The 17,071-nt window shown below is 71.8% G+C and carries 10 protein-coding genes; 6 read left to right on the forward strand and 4 right to left on the reverse strand.

Going from position 1 to position 17,071, the window contains the following annotated elements:
• Position 1 precedes the first annotated feature (1 nt).
• The 3 genes from recB to JR065_RS16945 all read right to left on the reverse strand — a co-directional run bounded on the left by recB (position 2) and on the right by JR065_RS16945 (position 12,161).
• Positions 2–3,898, reverse strand: a complete 3,897-nt coding sequence (recB, locus tag JR065_RS16935; protein WP_206235490.1) for an exodeoxyribonuclease V subunit beta — start codon at positions 3,896–3,898, stop codon at positions 2–4.
• Positions 3,895–7,308 carry an exodeoxyribonuclease V subunit gamma gene (gene recC, locus JR065_RS16940; RefSeq protein ID WP_206235491.1) on the reverse strand — a complete coding sequence of 1,138 codons (3,414 nt, stop codon included), beginning with the start codon at positions 7,306–7,308 and terminating at the stop codon, positions 3,895–3,897. The genes recB and recC overlap by 4 nt, the downstream gene beginning before the upstream one ends.
• 326 nt (positions 7,309–7,634) lie before the next feature.
• Positions 7,635–12,161, reverse strand: a complete 4,527-nt coding sequence (locus tag JR065_RS16945; protein WP_206235492.1) for an autotransporter domain-containing protein — start codon at positions 12,159–12,161, stop codon at positions 7,635–7,637.
• 259 nt (positions 12,162–12,420) lie between these two features.
• On the opposite strand from JR065_RS16945, the gene JR065_RS16950 reads away from it, so the two are divergent.
• From JR065_RS16950 to JR065_RS16965, 4 genes are read left to right on the forward strand one after another with little or no spacing between them, the layout of a single operon-like run.
• Complete coding sequence (locus JR065_RS16950; RefSeq protein WP_206235493.1) at positions 12,421–12,966, forward strand: phage tail protein; 546 nt, start codon at positions 12,421–12,423, stop codon at positions 12,964–12,966.
• 55 nt (positions 12,967–13,021) lie between these two features.
• Positions 13,022–13,549, forward strand: coding sequence for a phage tail protein (locus tag JR065_RS16955; RefSeq protein ID WP_206235494.1), 528 nt, complete (start codon positions 13,022–13,024; stop codon positions 13,547–13,549).
• A gap of 58 nt (positions 13,550–13,607) precedes the next feature.
• Entirely contained in the window at positions 13,608–14,147 is a 540-nt protein-coding gene (locus tag JR065_RS16960) for a phage tail protein (protein ID WP_206235495.1), read from the forward strand.
• A gap of 55 nt (positions 14,148–14,202) precedes the next feature.
• On the forward strand, positions 14,203–14,730 hold the full coding sequence (locus tag JR065_RS16965) for a GNAT family N-acetyltransferase (protein WP_206235496.1): 528 nt from the start codon (positions 14,203–14,205) through the stop codon (positions 14,728–14,730).
• Here the strand turns inward: JR065_RS16965 and JR065_RS16970 are convergent.
• Positions 14,723–15,010, reverse strand: a complete 288-nt coding sequence (locus tag JR065_RS16970) for a DUF6916 family protein (protein ID WP_206235498.1) — start codon at positions 15,008–15,010, stop codon at positions 14,723–14,725. The two genes, JR065_RS16965 and JR065_RS16970, sit on opposite strands and share 8 nt — an antisense overlap.
• A 460-nt stretch (positions 15,011–15,470) precedes the next feature.
• Here JR065_RS16970 and JR065_RS16975 point away from each other — a divergent pair, with 460 nt between their 5' ends.
• Together JR065_RS16975 and JR065_RS16980 are read left to right on the forward strand one after the other, a co-directional pair.
• Positions 15,471–16,262, forward strand: coding sequence for an ABC transporter ATP-binding protein (locus tag JR065_RS16975; RefSeq protein ID WP_206235499.1), 792 nt, complete (start codon positions 15,471–15,473; stop codon positions 16,260–16,262).
• Positions 16,262–17,011: an MlaE family lipid ABC transporter permease subunit gene (locus JR065_RS16980; protein WP_206235500.1), complete on the forward strand. Its 750-nt coding sequence runs from the start codon at positions 16,262–16,264 to the stop codon at positions 17,009–17,011. Before JR065_RS16975 ends, JR065_RS16980 begins: the two co-directional genes overlap by 1 nt.
• The last annotated feature ends 60 nt before the right edge of the window (positions 17,012–17,071 follow it).

Here is a 17,071-nt window from a genome sequence, read left to right on the forward strand (position 1 = left end):
GTCATGGGGCGGGCGCTCCGTGGTCGGGGGCGCTGTAGGCGGACGTACCCTCACCCCAACCCCTCTCCCGGGGGGAGAGGGGCTCAGGCAGGGCACCGGCGAACAGGGCATCGACGGCTTCGACCAGCTTTGGGTCGAAGCGCCAGGCGTGCACGCCGGGCGACGGGTCGCGGGTGGCGTCCAGGCCGCGGCAGAACAGGTAGCGCACGCCGCCGAAGTCGCGGGCGTAGTCATAGGCCGTGCCCAGGCGGAAACGCAGCCAGCGGTGCAGGGCCACGGTGTAGATCAGCGCCTGCAGTTCGTATTCGCTGTGCGCCATCGCGCGCGCCAGCGCGTCGGCATCGTAGGCGGGCAGCCGATTGGACTTGTAGTCGAGCACGTACCAGCGCCCGTCGTGCTGGTAAGTGAGGTCGATCAGGCCGGTCATCAGGCCTTCCAGGCGCTGGCGCGCGCCGAACGCCTGGCGCTGCCCGACCACGCCGAAGCGGTGCAGCAGCGCCAGCAGCGCATCGACGCGGGTGGGGCGCATGGCGAAGTGGAATTCCATTTCGTTGCGGCGCTGCGGTGCGGGCACCGCGGCCAGACAGGTGCCTTCGGGCAGGGCGACGGTGAGGGTGTGGCCGACCAGCGCGGCGAGCATGGCGGCGCCGTCGTCCAGTTCGTCCTGGGCGTAGCCGCCACGCTGCAACGCTTCAACGATGGCCGCGGTCTGCCCGTCCGGTGCCGGCTGGCCGGGAACCCAATCGCGCCAGGCGGCGAAGTCGCAGCGTTCGAATACGTCGTGCATCGCCACGCCGAAGCGGTTGCCGGCGAAGCGGCGGTCGAAGGCTTCGACGTCCAGCGTCGTGGCGACGGCCTCGCTGGTGGACGGCTCGTCGCTGCCGCCGCTGCCGACGACGGTGGCGCTGGCCATCGGGTCGGTGGCGGCGCCGGCATCGGCATTGGCCAGCTGGGTGAAGCTGTACACCCACCAGTCCGGCGCGATGTGCCGCTGCGGCACGCGCGCCGGCGGCACCTGGATCTCGGCGGCCGGCGGCAGGCGCGGCACGTTGGCCGGCGGCGGCGTGGTGTCGACGACGATCGCGCCGGCGCCGGCGGCGGCCTGCAGCGCGTCCAGGTCGGCGACCATCGCCGCCAGCGCGGTGCGCTCGTGCTGGTGGAACGGCCCGGTGGCGATCCACAGCGCGTGCTCGGCGCGGGTCAGGCCGACGTAGAGCAGGCGCGCGTCCTCGGCGCGCTGTTCCTGTTTCCAGGCGGTCTCGGCCGCGCTCCAGGCCGGGTCGTCGTTGCCCGCGCTCCACTTCGACGTGTTCCAGTGCAGCTGGCGGCCGAGCGGCGGCGCATGCACGGCGCAATGCCGGCCCGCGCCGCGGTCGCTGCGGCCGATGCCGACGTAGGGCAGGAACACCAGCGGATACTCCAGGCCCTTGCTCTTGTGCAGGGTCACGATCTGCACCCGGCGCGCGTCCGATTCCAGGCGCAACTGCTGGGTCTCGTCGCTGTCGTCGGCATTGGCGATGCGCCGCGCCAACCAGTCGACCAGGCCGTGCGGGCCGAGCGCGCGGGTGTCGGCCTCCTGCAGCACCTCGGCCAGCTGCAGGTAGTTGGTCAGCCGGCGCTCGCCGTCGACCAGCGCCAGCAGGCGGTGCGCGTGCGCGGCGCCGAGGTCGCCGATCAGCGCCAGCGGCCCGCCGCGCTGCCAGCGATCGCGCCAGTCCAGCGCCTGTTGCTGCCAACGACGGTGGCGATCGCCGTCGCGCTCCAGCACGGCGATCGCCGCGGCGTCCTCGCCGATCAACACCGTCGCCAGCGCCGCGCGCAGGGGGCTATCGTCGCCCGGGTCGATCAGCGCCTGCAGCAGGGTCAGCAGTTCCAGCGCTTCGTCGGTGGCGAACAGGCTCTGCCGGCCGGCGGCCACCGCGGGAATGCCGACTGCGCCCAGCGCCTGCTGGATGCAGGTGGCCTCGCCATGGCTGCGCACCAGCACCGCGATGTCGCCGGCCTGCACCGCGCGGCCGCCGACCGTGGCGGTACCGGCGCGGCCGCCGGCGAGCCAGTCGCGGATCGCGGCGACGCAGGCGGCGGTGCACAGCGCGCGCGCGCGACCGGCGCTCCAGGGTTTGGGCTTGCCGGCGGATTTGTTTTTGGCCGCAGACGCGGCCGGCGGCGGCGGCGGCTCCGGCGCGCGCCACAGGGTCAGCGCCGGCGCGGTGGCGCCGTCGCGCTGCAGTTCGGCATCGGTTCGTTTGGTGCCCGGCTGCACCGGGTGGAAGGCGATGCCCTCGGTCAGGAACGCCTGCGCATGCCCGGCCTGCGCGTACAGCGCCTCGATCGCCGCCAGCAGCGCCGGTCGCGAGCGGAAATTGTGCCCGAGCGGCGGCGCCGGTTCGGCGGTGGCGGCCGCGGCCAGGTAGGTCTGCACGTCGCCGCCGCGGAAGCCGTAGATCGCTTGCTTGGGATCGCCGATCAGGGCCAGGAAGCGCGCTTGCGCTCCGTCGGGCGGTTCGGTGCCATGCTCGCCGGGCGAAACGCCGCGCTCGCCATGTTCCTTCGCGGACCCGAACACCGTGGAGAAGATCGACCACTGGCGCGCGTCGGTGTCCTGGAATTCGTCCACCAGCGCGATGGCGTACTGCGCGCGCAAGCGCTGCGCCAGCGCCTCGCCCTGCGGGCCTTGCAGCGCGCGCGCCACGCCGTCGACCAGGTCGTCGTAGGTCTGCACGCGGCGCTGGCGCTTGAGCAGGGCCAGGCGTGCGCCGGCATCGTCGCGCAGCGCGTGCAGCAGGCGGATGCGGCGCCGGCCGCGCCATTCCTCCACGCGCGCCAGCGCGGCCAGATAGCCGTCGATGGCGTGGCTCAGCGGCGAGGCCGGGGTGCGGTCGACGGATTTCTTGTTGGTTCCGGCGGCCAGTTCCGCGGCGGTCAGCTTGATCAACTTGGGGTGCGGCGGCAGGCCCGGCGCCGGCGCGGCGGCGAACCCGTCGAACCAATGCCAGAGCGCGGCCAGCCAGTCGGGCTTGTAGCTGACCTTGCTCAGCACGCCGCCGTCGATCGCGGCCATGATGGCGTCGAAGAAGGCGATGCCGTGCGCCTGGAACGCCGCCGCCAAGGCGCTGCCCGCCGCTTGCGCCGCCTGCAGCAACGCGGCGGGATCGTCGGTGGTGGGGGCGACCGCCGGCAGCAGTTGCGGATGCCGCACCAGTTCGCGCAGGTCGCTGGCCAGTGCCTCGGGCCCGCCCGGCCACAGCGCGACCAGGTCCTCGGCCATCGCCGCATCGGCGGCGCGCTGGCGCCACAGGTCGGCGGCGACTTCGGCCAGCAGTTCGCGGTCGTTGGCCAGCAGCTGCGGCGCGGCGAAGGCCTGGCCGCTCTCCAGCGCGTGCTCGCGCAGCACGCGGGCGCAGAAGCCGTGGATGGTGAAGATGGCGGCGAGGTCGATTTCCTCCACCGCCTGCTGCAGGCGGCGGCGCAGGGCGGCGGGCGATTCGCCGCTGGCGGCCAGATGCGCGGCGAGGATGGCGCGGGTGAGAACGGCGTCCGGTGTTTCCTGTAGGAGCGGCTTCAGCCGCGACAGGCCGTCGGCGATCTCGGTTGGCGACAGATCGCTCTGGATATCTGTCGCGGCTGAAGCCGCTCCTACAGAAGCTAGTGACGCATCGGGCATCAGCGTCGCCGCCAGCGCCAGGCGTTCGCGGATGCGCCGGCGCAGTTCCTGGGTGGCGGCCTCGGTGAAGGTGACCGCGAGGATCTGGCCGATGCGCAGGCCGCGCTCGACCACCAGCCGGGTGAATAGCGTGGCCAGGGTGAAGGTCTTGCCGGTGCCGGCGCTGGCCTCGATCAGGCGCACGCCGTGCAGCGGCAGGGTCAGGTACGGGTCGTCGGCGAGGGAGCCGCTCATTCGGCGTCCTCCTGCGCGCCGCGCCACTGCCGCCAGCTCTCGGCCAGCCGCGCCGGATCCAGCGCGCCGCCGGCGTCGCCGCGTTCGAGCAGCGAATACAGCCGGTGGCTGGTGGCGGCGAAGGCCGCGAAGCGCTGCGCATCGGCGAACGGGTCGCGGCCGCGGTGCACCAGGCGCAGTTCCGGGCTCGTCGCCTCGCTCCAGCCGAAGCTGGCCTGCCACTGCGCGGCGGCGTCCTTGATCGCCTTGTCGAGGTCGTCGTTGCGTGCGGCCTGGTGGTATTTCCAGCTGCTGTACGGGGCGAACGCCAGCGGCGCCTGCAGGCCCTGCCGGTACAGCCGCAGCAGCTCGGCCAGCGCCGCCTGCGCCTGTGCCTGCGACAGCGGTTCGGCCGGGTTGGCGTCCATCGGATGCGGGCCGAGACTGTCGTCGTCTTCGAAGAAGCGCACGTAGTCGGCGCGCTCGCCGGCGGCGCGCAGCAGCAGCCATTCCAGGCCGTGGCGGATCGCCGCGCGCCCGCTGACCGCACCGACCTGTACCCGGCCCACGCCGTTGGCGTACCAACCGGGCAGGCGGCCGTGCAGGTCGATGTCGTCGATCCGCACCTGCAGCCGCTGCGAGCGTGCCGGCGCGTCGCCGCGCCACTGCGCGAACGCGTCGGCGTACGGGCGCAGCTGGTGCAGGCGTTCGTCGAGCAGGCGCCGGCCGAGCGGGCCGGACGGCAGCAGCGCGCGCGCGCGCAGGCGCTCGTACAGGCCGTCGGCGGCGTCGGCGAGCACCGCCTCCAGCACCTGTTGCTGCAGGCCGTACTGGTCCAGCCCGCCGCTCGGCGCCAGCAGCGGCTCCAGGTCGCTGTCCTCGCCGGCCGGGTCGGGCAGGCGCATGCCCAGGCGATGGCGCAGGAACTGCCCGGCCGGATCGGCGAACAGCCGGCGCAGGTCGTCGATCGACACGCTCGCCGGCAGCGCCAGGTCGTCGGCCGGCAACGCGCCGTCCACCCACGGCGGCAGCGGGCGGCGCTGCCCGGCCAGGCTGTCCACCGCCGGCCGCCATTGCCGGCGGTAGCTGAAGCGGCGCGGGTCGGCGCCGTCCTCGCCGAGCGCGCCGAACGCGGCGGCGGCGAACGGCTGCAACGGGTGGCGCACCACGAGCCTGTCAATGGCTTTCGGCTCGGCGTGGTACTGCGCGGCGCTGGCCAGCAGTTCGCTGACCAGCACCGACGGCTCGCGCGGCGTGCCGTCGCGCGCATCGGCGCCGAGATAACTGAGGTAGAACACGTCCTGCGCCGAGGCGCACAGCTGCAGGAACAGGAAGCGGTCGTCCTCGCGGGTGGAGCGATCGCCGTGGCGGCGGCGCGCGGTGCCCAGCTCGGCGGTGAGGCGGTTGAGCCCGGCGGCCGGGTCGCGGCGCGGGAAGTCGCCATCGTTCATGCCCAGCAGGCAGATGGCGCGGAACGGCAGCAGCCGCATCGGCACCATGCGGCCGAAGCTGATGCCGCCGGTGAGCAGCGGCGCGCGCGTGTCCGACTCGCCCAGGGCGGCGGCGAAATGCGCGCGCACCACCTCGGCCGGCACCTTGCCGGCGTAGTCGGCGCGCGCGGCGTCGCGCGCGAACTGGTCGATCAGCGTGCGCAACCGCTCCAGCGCGCGCTGCGCGCGCGGCGCCGACGGCGTGGCCGGGATCAACGCATCGAGCAGGCCGAGCAGGCATTCGCGCCAGTGCGCCGGCGTCATCGGTTCGGCCAGCGCCGCCTGGTGGCGGTCGAGCACGCGCAACAGCCGCAGCAGGGTGTCCAGCGCGGCCAGCGCGCTGCCTTCCAGCTGCGGCCACGGCGCCACGCCGCCAATGTCGTCCTCCGCGCCGCTGGCATGGCCGAGCAGCAGCCGGTCCAGCGCGAAGCGCCAGGTGTAGGCGTCGTCGTCCGGCGCCTGGTGCTGGCGCCGGTGCGCCGCGTCCAGCCCCCAGCGCGCGCCGGCGGCATGCAGCCAGCCGCGCAGGCGCTCCAGCGCGGCCTCGTCCAGGCCTGCGGCCTCGGCGATCGGCGCGGTGGCCAGCAGGTCGAGAATCTCGTGCAGGCCGAAGCGCGACAGCGGCAGGCCGAGCAGGGTCAGGAACACCTCGGCCAGCGGCTCGCTGGCCAGCGGGCTGGCGTCGGCCAGCGCATAGGGCAGCGCGTCGTCGCTGCCGCGGCCGCCGAACACCGCGTCCAGGTACGGCACGTAGGGATCGATGTCCGGCGACAGCACCGCGATCTCGCGCGGCTGCAGCGGCGGGTCGAAGCGCGGATCGTCCAGCAGCGCGCGCAACTGGTCGTGCAGCACCTGCAGTTCGCGCAGCCGGGTGTGGCAGGCGTGCACCTGCAGGCTGGGATCGGCCAGGTCCACCGCCGGCAACGGCGCCGGCACGGCCGGCGCGCGGCGGTGGAACAGGTCGCTCTGCATGCGCCGCAGCAGGCTGTCGCCCAGGCCGCCGTCGGCGAGCGCACGCCGGCCGGACTCCAGCGGATCGGCGTAGACCGCGATCTCGGCGAGCGGATGCACCACCTCGTAGTCACCGACCAGCGCCATGAAGTCGCGCCCGGCCGCGCCCCAGGCCTGCAGCAGCGGGTTCTCCTGCACCTGGTCGGCGAACAGGTCCACCGCCCCGCCCTGGCGGCGGCGCTGCCACAGGGTCTGCAGATCGCCCCAGTAGCCGTGCGCCGGCGTGGGCAGGTAGAAGTGCAGCGTGCCCACGCGCGCCTGCGTGGCCAGCACGCGCAGCACGTCCGGGGAGACGTTGAGGATGGCGAAGGCGAACAGCCGCCGCGGCAGCCCCTGCGGCAGCGGGCCGTCGGAGCGCGCGTAGCGGTCCAGGTACTGGCCGATGCGGCGCGCGCGGTACGGGCGACCGCTGGCGATCCGGCGCCACAGCCGCGCCTGCGGGTCGTCCGCATCGGCGCCGCCTTCCCAGCGCAGCAGCCAGTCGCGGCGCCAGGCCTGGTACTTCTCGAACACGCTGCCCAGTTCGCCGGCCAGCGCCCAGGGCTTGAGCGCGTCGCCGTCGGCCAGGTAGCCGGCCAGCGGGGCGAGGGCCGCATCGCCGCCCAGGTCGGCCTGCAGCGCGTCGTACAGGCGCCACTGCGTGGTGGCCAGGTCCAGGTCGTCGGCGGCCGCGCCGAGATTGGCCTCCAGCGCGCGCGCGACGAACTCGCCGGGGGTGAGGAATTCCAGGTTCGCCGCCACGCCGTGCTCGGCGGCCAGCGTGGACTGCAGCCAGCGCCGCATCGCCACCTGCGGGATCAGTACCACTTCCGGCGCCAGCAGCGGCTGCTCCGGCACCGGCCGGCGCAACTCCTCGGCCAGCAGGGCGGCCAGGGTATCCAGCGCGTTGGACGGATACAGGCGGAAGTCGGGCGCGGAAGAGGCGTGCATGCGTGGCGGCATTGTGCCGGATGCGCGCGCGCCGCGTCGTCGCGTGATGCGGGTCGGGTTGACCGGCGCAGGCGTGGGCGGTGCATGCGGCTTCTCCCTTCTCCCGTCGGGAGAAGGTGGCCCGCAGGGCCGGATGAGGGTGCGAGCGAAGCCTCGTGCTCCCAATTCCACGAGGTGCTTCGCGCCGGACCCTCACCCCAACCCCTCTCCCGGCGGGAGAGGGGCTATGTGCGGCTGTTCCTTCTCCCACCGGGAGAAGGTGCCCCGCAGGGGCGGATGAGGGTGCGGCGCCTCGTGCACCGGCTCCGCGAGCGCTTCGCGACGCCTCAGTACTTCTTCTCCACGTTGAAGATCCACGTCTGGTCGCTGCCGCTGTCGCCGTCGGTCACGCCGCGGTATTCGATGCGCGTGGACAGGCCCTGGTCGGTGCTGAACACCGCGCCCAGGCCCAGCATCACGCGGTTGCGGTCGAACACGCTCAGCCCGGTGCGATAGAACGATCCGCCGGTGATGTCGGCATAGCTCAAGGTCGCATCGCCACGGCCCTGGAAGTCGCGCTGGTATTCGGCGCGGAACTGCGGGGTGAACTGGCCCCACGACATCTCGCGGCGCCATTCCACGCGCAGGCCGAGGTTGCCGGTGGTGGTGGCCACGTCCATGTCCTCGTAGCGCAGCGCGAACGGCGCCATCGCGCCTTCGCTGTAGGCATCGAGCGTGGCGCGGGCCATGTCCACCCGCGCGTACGGGGTGATCTGCCAGTCGCCGCGCTGCAGGTCGGCACCGGTGGACACCGATCCGATCCACTGGCTGCCGTCGCGGCCGCCCTCGGCCAGTTCGCCGTTGCCGGTCACGTAGCGGCGCAGGTCGTAGGACAGCAGCTGGTAGCCGACCAGGGTGTCGAAGAAGAAATACTGCCCCGGGTGGAAACTGGCATACAGCGCCAGCGTATAGGCGGTGGCTTCGCTGCGGCTGCCGTTGTCGCCGACATCGCTGTCGTCGCGGCCCCAGCCCACGCCGGCACCGATCGCCAGCGAACGGTTGACCCGATAGTCGGCGCCCATGCTCAGGCCGTCGGACTGGAAGTCCACGCCAGCGCGCTCGGCCTGCTTGTCCAGGCTGCCGGAGCGGATCGCGCCGCCCACCCACAGGCCCAGCTCGCCCTCGACCGCGCCGGTGGAGGCGCGCGCCGACGATGCCGCTATCCGATCGGCGTCGGCCGCATCCGCGTCCGCGTCCCAGGTCGGCTGGCTGCACGGCTGCGCGCCCAGGCCGCGCTCGGCCTGGCGGCAATGCGAGGTGGCCTGGAAGCTCAGGCCGTTGTCGAAGCCGCGCGCGCCGCGATGGGTCGCCTCCAGCCGGCGCTGGAAGTTGTCGATCTGCGCCTTGGCGAAGCGCCGGGTGGACTCGGCCTGCGCATCGATCAGGCCGCGCACTTCCGCATCCAGGGTCGGATCCGGACGCGGCGCGACCACGAACACGATGGCCGCTTCGGCCGAGGTCGCATACGCGTTGGACAGGGTGAAGCGGACCGTGGCCTGGCCGGAGAAGGCCGGGTTCGGCGTGAAGGTCAGCAGGAAGCTCGGCCCGTCACTGGCCGCGGCGGTGGGCACGCCGGCGGCCGAGGCGCCGCCGCTGCGGGCGATGGTCGCGGTGCCGGCGCTGGCCGGCGACAACGCCACCAGCGTGGCGGCCACGAACGGCCCGCCGGTCGCGCCGCTGGTCAGGTCCACGGTCTGCGCTTGGCCGGACACCGCCTGCATCGTGGTCGACACCGCGACCGGGCGCGCATTGACGGTGATGGTCACCGTGGCCGGCGCCGAAGTGCCGCCCGCGCCGGTGGCGGTGTAGCTCAGGCTGTCCACGCCGACGTAGCCGGTTGCCGGCGTGTACACCAGCTGCACGCCGTCCACCACCGCGGTGCCGTGGCTCGGCGCGGTGGCCAGGGCGATCGTGTCGATGCTGCCGGTGTCGTTGCCGGTCACCGCCAGCGTCAGCGCGGTGTCGACCAGCGTGTCGCCGGTGTCGTTCACCGCCACCGGTGCCGGGACCGCCGTGGCGATCGCCACGGTGTAGGCCTGCGCCGCGGCGAAACCGTTCGCGTCGGCGACGCCGAGGGTGAAGGCGGCGCTGCCCGCGGTGGTCGGGGTGCCGGCGAGCACGCCTGCGCTGGTGAGGGTCAACCCGGCCGGCAAGGTGCCGGCGCTGACGCTGTAGCTGTACGGCGCCGTGCCGCCGCTGGCGCTCAGCGCCTGGCTGTAGGGGCTGCCGACCGTGCCCGCCGGCAACGTCGGCGGCGCGATGGCCAGCGTCGGCGAGGCGATGGCCAGCGTGTAGGCCTGTGTCGCGGTGAAGCCGCCGGCGTCGGTGACGGTCGCGGTGAAGGCGAAGCTGCCCGCCACCGTCGGCGTGCCGGCGAGCAGGCCGGCGCCGCTCAAGGTCAGCCCGGCCGGCAACGCACCGGCGCTGATGGCGAAGGCGTACGGCGCGGTGCCGCCACTGGCGCTCAGCGCCTGGCTGTAGGCGCTGCCGGCGGTGCCGCCCGGCAAGGTCGGCGGCGCGATGGTCAGCGTCGGCGACACGATGCTCAGGCTGTAGCTCTGGCTCGCCTGCCCGGCGGTGCCGGTGGTGCTGTCGGTTGCGGTCAGGGCGAAGGCGAAGGTCCCGGCCACGGTGGGAGTGCCGCCGAGCGCACCGGTCGCGCTGTTGACCGTGACGCCGGCCGGCAGTGCGCCGGCGCTGAGCGTATAGGTGTACGGCGCGATGCCGCCGGTCGCCGGGTTGATGGCGGCCGTATACGCCTGGCCCGCAGTACCGCCGGCCAGGGCGGTGGCCGGCAGGGTGAGCGTCGGGCTGGCCACGACCAGCGCGTAGGCGCGGTTGCCGCTGGTGGGGCTGCCGCCGCTGTCGGTGGCGGTCGCGGTGAAGTTGAAGCTGCCGCTGGCGGTCGGCGTGCCGGACAGCACGCCGGCGGCGCTCAAGGTCAATCCGGCCGGCAATGCTCCCGCGCTGATCACGAAGGAGTAAGGCGCGGTGCCGCCGCTGGCGCTCAGGGTCTGGCTGTAGGCCGTGCCCGCGGTCGCCGATGGCAGCGATGCCGGACCGACCGTCACCACCGCATCGTCGTTGGCGATGGTGCCGGTGCCGGTGGCGCGGGCGATGCCCGCGTTGCTGGCGCCGGACAAATCGACGCTGAAGGTCTCGTTCGGCTCGACCGCGGTATCGCCGTTGACGGTGATCGCAACGCCTTGCGCGGTGACGCCGGGCGCGAACGTGAGCGTGCCGGAGCGGGCCACATAGTCGCTGCCCGCGGCGGCGGTGCCGTCGGCCGTGGCGTAGTTGACCGACACGGTCTGGCCGCTGGCCGTGCTCAGACTCACGGTGAAGGTCGCGGTGGTGGTGCCGCCGTTGCCTTCGTTGACGCTGACGTCGTCGATGGACACGGTCGGCACCGCATCGTCGTTGACGACGGTGCCCTGGCCCTGGGCGTCGCCGACGGTGGCGCCGCTGACGTTGGTGACGTTGACGAAGAAGGTCTCGTTGGGTTCGTTGAACGTGTCGCCGTTGACCAGCACGGTGAAAGTGGCGCTGCTGCTGCCGGCGGGGATGGTCTGCCCGGTGAGGCTGGCGTTGGCGTAGTCCACGCCCGCCGTGGCGCTGCCATCGGCGGTGGCGATGTCGAAGGTGACGCCGCCGGCGCCGGCCGGCTGGTTGAGCGAGACGGTGAAGGTGGCGTTGCTGGTGCCGGCATCGCCTTCGTTGAGGCCCACGTCGTTGATGCTCAGCGAGGGCACATCGTCGTTGGCGATGGTGCCGGTCGCGCTATCCGGCGAACCCACGCTGTAGCCGCTGCCCGCGGCCAGGCTGATCACCACGGTTTCGTCGGGTTCGACGGTGCCGTCGACGGTCGGATTGATGGTGATGGTGCCGCTGGCCTGGCCGCCGGCGATCACCAGCGGCGAACTCACGGCCGCGTAGTCGCTGCCGGACGTGGCGCTGCCGCCGACGCTGAAAGCGATCGATGTCGCATTCACCGGGGCCTGGTCGAGCGTGACGGTGTAGACCAGATTGGTGGCGCCGTCCTCGGACACGCTGGCCGGGGCCACCGTGATCGACGCGCTGGGCACATCGTCGTTGAGGATGGTGGCGGTGGCGCTGGACGGGCTGCCGATGCCATAACCGCTGCCGCTGGCCACGCTCATGATCACCGTCTCGTCCGCTTCGACGGTGCCGTCGGCGATCGGGGTGATGGGAAACGTGGCGGTGGTGGTATTGGCCGGGACCACGACGCTGCCCACCGCGCCGTTGTAGTCCACGCCGCTGGTGGCGGTGCCGCTGGACGCGATGTTCACCGTCGTTGCCGAATTGCTGGTCTGGCTCAACGTCACCGTGTAGGTGAAGGCCGCGCCGCTGTCTTCGTTGCGGCTCGCCGGACTCACCGCGATGCTGGCCGATAGCGCGGGAACCACGGTGATGTTGACGGTGATGGTGTTGCCTTCCCCATCCTCCAGCGGAAAGCTGTCGCTGGCGGTGGAAATCCCGTCGTGGGTATAGGTGACGATCTGGGTGCCCTGCGGGCCGCTCGGGTTCGGCACGTCGAGCGTACCGTGCGCCGGCTGCACGCCGTCCCAGCCGACGCCGATGTCGTAGATTCCCGTGCCGTCGCAGGTGGTGACGTCTATCTGCACCGAACCGCCCTGCACGACACTGGTATTTATCGTCGGACAGAACTGGGAAGGCGCCGCTGCAGCCGCTCCGGAATACAGCGTTGCCACCAGCAACAAGGCAAGCATTGTCGGCCAGCGCAAGGCGACGACGCGCATCCAGCCGAAAGAGACGGTGCATTTCGTAGACATATTCCATTCCCCAAAGGTCGCGCCACCCCACTGGCGCCGGCAACGCTCCTGGTGCCTCAGACAGCGCGAATACAGCCTTTGCAAGGCAATCCCCTTCGCACTGCTCCCGCATTTGAACAGTAATTTTTATTGCGGGTAAAGCAACAAATGCGCTGAGACTGTCTCGTTCATTATTATCAAGACTTGCGCGCCGGTAAATCCATGATTAAGTAAGGCGCGCCGGGCAAAATGCCTCGGCATCAAATCGGGGGAGATCCGCATGAGCGAGTTCTTCATCGGTCAGATAATGATGACCGGTTTCGTTTTCGCGCCCAAGTATTTTGCGCAGTGCAACGGACAGTTGTTGCCGGTCAATCAGAACCAGGCGCTGTTCAGCGTGCTCGGCACGCGCTTCGGCGGCAACGGCAACACCACCTTCGCGTTGCCCGACCTGCGCGGACGCACGCCACTCGGCGCTTCGCCGTCGGCGGATCCGTCCTGGCAACCGCCGGCGGCACCGGTTGGGCAAGTGGGCGGTGCCGAGAACGTCTCGCCGCTGCCCGACAATCTGCCTGCGCACAACCATCTGCTGCAGGGCTCGAGCGCCGCGGGCAACAACCGCAACCCGTCCGGGAACCTGTTCGGCAACAACGTCAGCACCACCGGGCCGGCGTCGGCGCTGTATGCGGCAGCGGGGCCATTGGTGGCGCTGAACCAGGCGTCGATCGGCCCCGCGGGCAGCAGCCTGCCGCACCCGAACCTGCAGCCGTACACCGCGCTCAATTTCTGTATCGCGCTGAACGGCATCTTCCCCTCGCGCAGCTGAGCCGCCCTCCATCCGCGCGCCGATGGCGTGCAGCGCACCGACCAGGAAGGACACCATGGCCACTCCATTCATCGGCGAGATCCGCATGTTCGGCTTCGGCCGCACCCCGCAGAACTGGCAGGCGTGCGACGGCAGCCTGCTGGCGATCGCCGAATACGAAACCCTGTTCATGCTGATCGGCACGACCTACGGCGGCGACGGACAGAACACGTTCGCGGTGCCGGACCTGCGCGGACGGCTGCCGCTCCACCAAGGCCAGGGACCGGGCCTGAGCAACTATGTGCTCGGCCAGGTCTCCGGAACCGAAGCCGTCACCCTCATCGGCCCACAGATGCCGGCGCACACGCATACGCTGGTGGCCACGGCGGCCGCGGCGACCGCCACCGCACCGGCCGGGTTGTTGCCCGCCGCGGTCGCCGCCGACGTGTTCTATGCGACCGACATCACCGGCGCCACGGCGGTGACGATGTCCGCGCAGTCGACCACGATCACCGGCGACGGCCTGCCGCACGACAACCTCATGCCGACGCTGACGGTGCAGTACTGCATCTCCACCGCCGGCATCTTTCCGCAGCAGAGCTGACCCATCCGCCGCGCCGCGCTCGCGCGGCGCCTGCCCGTTCCACCGGAGGACCGCGTTCATGACCGAACCCTATCTCGGCGAAATCCAGCTGTTCGGCTTCGATTTCAATCCCGTGGGCTGGGCGCTGTGCAATGGCGCCACGCTGCCGGTGCAGCAGAACAGCGCCTTGTTCTCGTTGCTCGGCACCGCCTACGGCGGCAACGGCAGCACGACGTTCCAGTTGCCGAACTTCTGCGGGCGCGCCGGCTGCGAACAAGGCCAGGGCCCCGGGTTGACCAGCCGGCAGCGCGGCGACACGTTCGGCTCGGCCGGGGTCAGCCTGCAGACCACGCAGATCCCGCCGCACCAGCACACCGCCACGATGTTTGCGCAACCGGACCGGACCAAGAAGAGCGGCACGCCCACCGCGGGCGCGGCGTTGTCGGCGCTTGGCAGCAGCACCGCGCGCCCCTTCGTCGCGGCAGCGGCACCAAACGCGCAGTTCGCACCGACGGCGCTGCAGCCCACCGGCACCGGCGCGCCACACCAGAACCAGCAGCCCTACCTGGCGGTGAACTTTTGCATTGCGCTATCGGGAACCTATCCGTCGTTCGATTGAGGCGACCGGCATGTCCGCACCCGGTGTGCCGGCGCCCAACTTTCCAGACCGGCGCATGCCCATCGCGCAACCGGGCGCCTTGCGCGCCCGCGGCATCGGCTTGCGCGCCGCACGCGATGCGGACCTGGCCTGGCTGCGCGAGCTGTACGCCAGCACCCGCGGCGCGGAGCTGGCCACCGTGCCGTGGCCGGAGCCGGCCAAGCGCGCGTTCCTCGACCAGCAGTTCGCGCTGCAGCATGCGCATTACCTGACGCACTACGCCGACGCCGACTTCCTGATCGTGGAAGCCGCGCAGGCACCGCTGGGCCGGCTCTATCTGCAGCGCGCGGCGGCGCCGCACGTGCTGGTGGACATCAGCCTGCTGCCGGCCTGGCGCGGGCAAGGACTGGGCACCGCGCTGGTCGCGCACGCGCAGGCCTTGGCGGATGCGGCCGGATGCGCGCTGGCGCTGCACGTGCTGCACGCCAATCCCGACGCGCAGCGGCTGTACGCGCGGCTGGGGTTCGTCGCCGCCGGCGCCAGCGACACCCACCTGGCGATGCACTGGCGTGCCGCCTGCGCGGCAGCGGCATCGCTCAGTTGAATATCGCCTGGTACAGGAAGCCATCGCGCTCGCGCGCCACCGGCACCAGGAAAATCCCCAGCTCGCCCAGGCGCGCATGGCGCATGCGGTAGGTCTGCTGCGGGAACAGGAACGCCGAGGCGTTGCGGAACAGCAGCGAGAACGGCGCGCGCTGCATCGCGGACCTGGCCGGCAATGGCCGCGCTTCGACCAGTACGAAATCGACCTCGCCTTCGTTCAGCGCGGCCGAGAACGTCTCGTTCACGCTCCCGGCGAAATGTTCCAAGGTCAGCAACTCCATGGATGACTCCTGTCGTCCGGCGCATCGCCGCCCCGCATCGTCGCGTCTGCGCCGCGAGCGCACAAGCCCGCCGCAGGCGACCGGCCGACTCGCACACCCGCGGGCGGCGGCACGATCCAATGAAGGCGTGCTCCGGCGGTGGCGGCGGCAGCGGCGACGCCGGGGAGAGCCGGTGGCCAGCCGGCGGGCAGCGCGTTCGCCGCCGGCCCGGTCGGCGGGACGCGGCCGTGCCGGTGCCGGGAACCTACGGAGCTATCGCATTCCCGGACCAGCACGCTGTCTGCGCCGCCCGCCCAACCGCACAGGCGGCGGCGATCATCCCAATACACGCTGTTGCATGTACGGCGATATGCGGCATTCGCACAGGCGCCTTGTGAATGCGACAATACTGCACGGTCCAGTTCGGTTAAGTTCAGCCGGGTGGTTCAATCCTGCGTTGTTTTTTCGTTAAAAGGCCGCAATGGCGTCTTCCGAATCCAGCCTGGTGCAGTTGTCCGGCGTCCGCATCGACCGCGGCGGGCGCACCATCCTGCGCGACGTATCGCTGTCGGTGCCGCGCGGCAGCATCACCGCCGTGCTGGGCCCGTCGGGCAGCGGCAAGTCCACGCTGCTGGCGGCGCTGACCGGGGAGCTGGAGCCGGTGGCCGGCACCGTCACCGTGTTCGGCCAGCCGCTGCCGCGCAACAGCCGCGCGCTGCGCGAGACGCGCAAGAGCATCGGCGTGCTGCTGCAGGGCAATGGCCTGCTGACCGACCTGAGCGTGGCCGAGAACGTGGCCCTGCCGCTGCGCGCGCACACCCGCCTGCCCGAGCCGGTGCTGCAACGGCTGGTGGCGATGAAGCTGCACGCGGTCGGCCTGCTGGCCGCGGCCGACGCCTGGCCGCGCGAGCTGTCCGGCGGCATGGCGCGGCGCGTGGCGCTGGCGCGCGCGCTGGCCCTGGACCCGCCGCTGATGATCTACGACGAACCGCTGACCGGGCTGGACCCGATCGCCAGCGGGGTGATCATGAGCCTGATCCAGCGCCTCAACGACACCCTCGGCCTGACCAGCATCATCGTCAGCCACCACGTGCACGAGACCCTGCCGATCTGCGACCAGGCCATCGCCATCGCCAACGGCGGGGTGGTCTTCGCCGGCACCCCGGACGCGCTGCAGGCCAGCGCCGACCCGTTGCTGCAGCAGTTCCTGCACGGCCGCCCGGACGGCCCGATCCCGTTCGACGCCGCCCCGCGCGCCAGGAGCGCCGCCTGATGGCCTTCGCCGAATCGATCCGCTCGCTCGGCCGCGCCGGGCTGTTCTCGCTGACCGTGCTGCGCGGCTCGCTGCCCACCCGCGACTTCCTGGCCGAGCTGACCCGCGAGATCTACAAGGTCGGCGCGCGCTCGCTGCCGATCATCGCCGTCGGCGGCGCCTTCGTCGGCCTGGTGCTGACCCTGCAGGGCTACCGCACGCTGCAGACCTACGGCGCCTCCGACGCGTTGTCCACGCTGCTGGGGCTGTCGCTGTACCGCGAGCTGGCGCCGGTGCTGACCGCGCTGCTGTTCATCGGCCGCGCCGGCAGTTCGATCGCCGCCGAACTGGGGCTGATGCGCGCCACCGACCAGATCAAGGCGCTGGAGCTGATGGCGATCGACCCGGTGGCCAAGGCGGTGGCGCCGCGGTTCTGGGCTGCGGTGCTGACCGTGCCGCTGCTGACCGGCATCTTCTGCTCGCTGGCGATCAGCGCCAGCTATTTCGAAGCGGTGCACGTGCTGGGCCTGGACAAGGGCACGTTCTGGTCGGCGCTGTCGACCAGCGTGGACTTCTGGGACGACTTCGGCGTGGCGATGCTCAAGTCGGCGGTGTTCGGCGGTACCGCGGCGCTGGTGGCCTCGTATGTCGGCTTCCATGCCGAACCGACCATCGAGGGCACCTCGGTGGCCACCACCCGCGCGGTGGTGAACGCCTCGCTGCTGGTGCTGATGTTCAATTTCGTGTTGTCGGCGCTGTTGTTCCAGTAGGCCATGCGCGCATTCCATCGCAGCGCGCCGCGGCGGCGCGCGGTACCCGCAACCCGGCGC

This window comes from Xanthomonas sp. (assembly GCF_017163755.1).
Taxonomy (GTDB): Bacteria; Pseudomonadota; Gammaproteobacteria; order Xanthomonadales; family Xanthomonadaceae; genus Xanthomonas_A.

Coding starts and splice junctions, on each gene's coding strand:
- recB (WP_206235490.1), bottom strand. CDS start 3,898: ATGAGCGGCTCCCTCGCCGACGACCCGTACCTGACCCTGCCGCTGCAC.
- recC (WP_206235491.1), bottom strand. CDS start 7,308: ATGCACGCCTCTTCCGCGCCCGACTTCCGCCTGTATCCGTCCAACGCG.
- JR065_RS16945 (WP_206235492.1), bottom strand. CDS start 12,161: ATGTCTACGAAATGCACCGTCTCTTTCGGCTGGATGCGCGTCGTCGCC.
- JR065_RS16950 (WP_206235493.1), top strand. CDS start 12,421: ATGAGCGAGTTCTTCATCGGTCAGATAATGATGACCGGTTTCGTTTTC.
- JR065_RS16955 (WP_206235494.1), top strand. CDS start 13,022: ATGGCCACTCCATTCATCGGCGAGATCCGCATGTTCGGCTTCGGCCGC.
- JR065_RS16960 (WP_206235495.1), top strand. CDS start 13,608: ATGACCGAACCCTATCTCGGCGAAATCCAGCTGTTCGGCTTCGATTTC.
- JR065_RS16965 (WP_206235496.1), top strand. CDS start 14,203: ATGCCCATCGCGCAACCGGGCGCCTTGCGCGCCCGCGGCATCGGCTTG.
- JR065_RS16970 (WP_206235498.1), bottom strand. CDS start 15,010: ATGGAGTTGCTGACCTTGGAACATTTCGCCGGGAGCGTGAACGAGACG.
- JR065_RS16975 (WP_206235499.1), top strand. CDS start 15,471: ATGGCGTCTTCCGAATCCAGCCTGGTGCAGTTGTCCGGCGTCCGCATC.
- JR065_RS16980 (WP_206235500.1), top strand. CDS start 16,262: ATGGCCTTCGCCGAATCGATCCGCTCGCTCGGCCGCGCCGGGCTGTTC.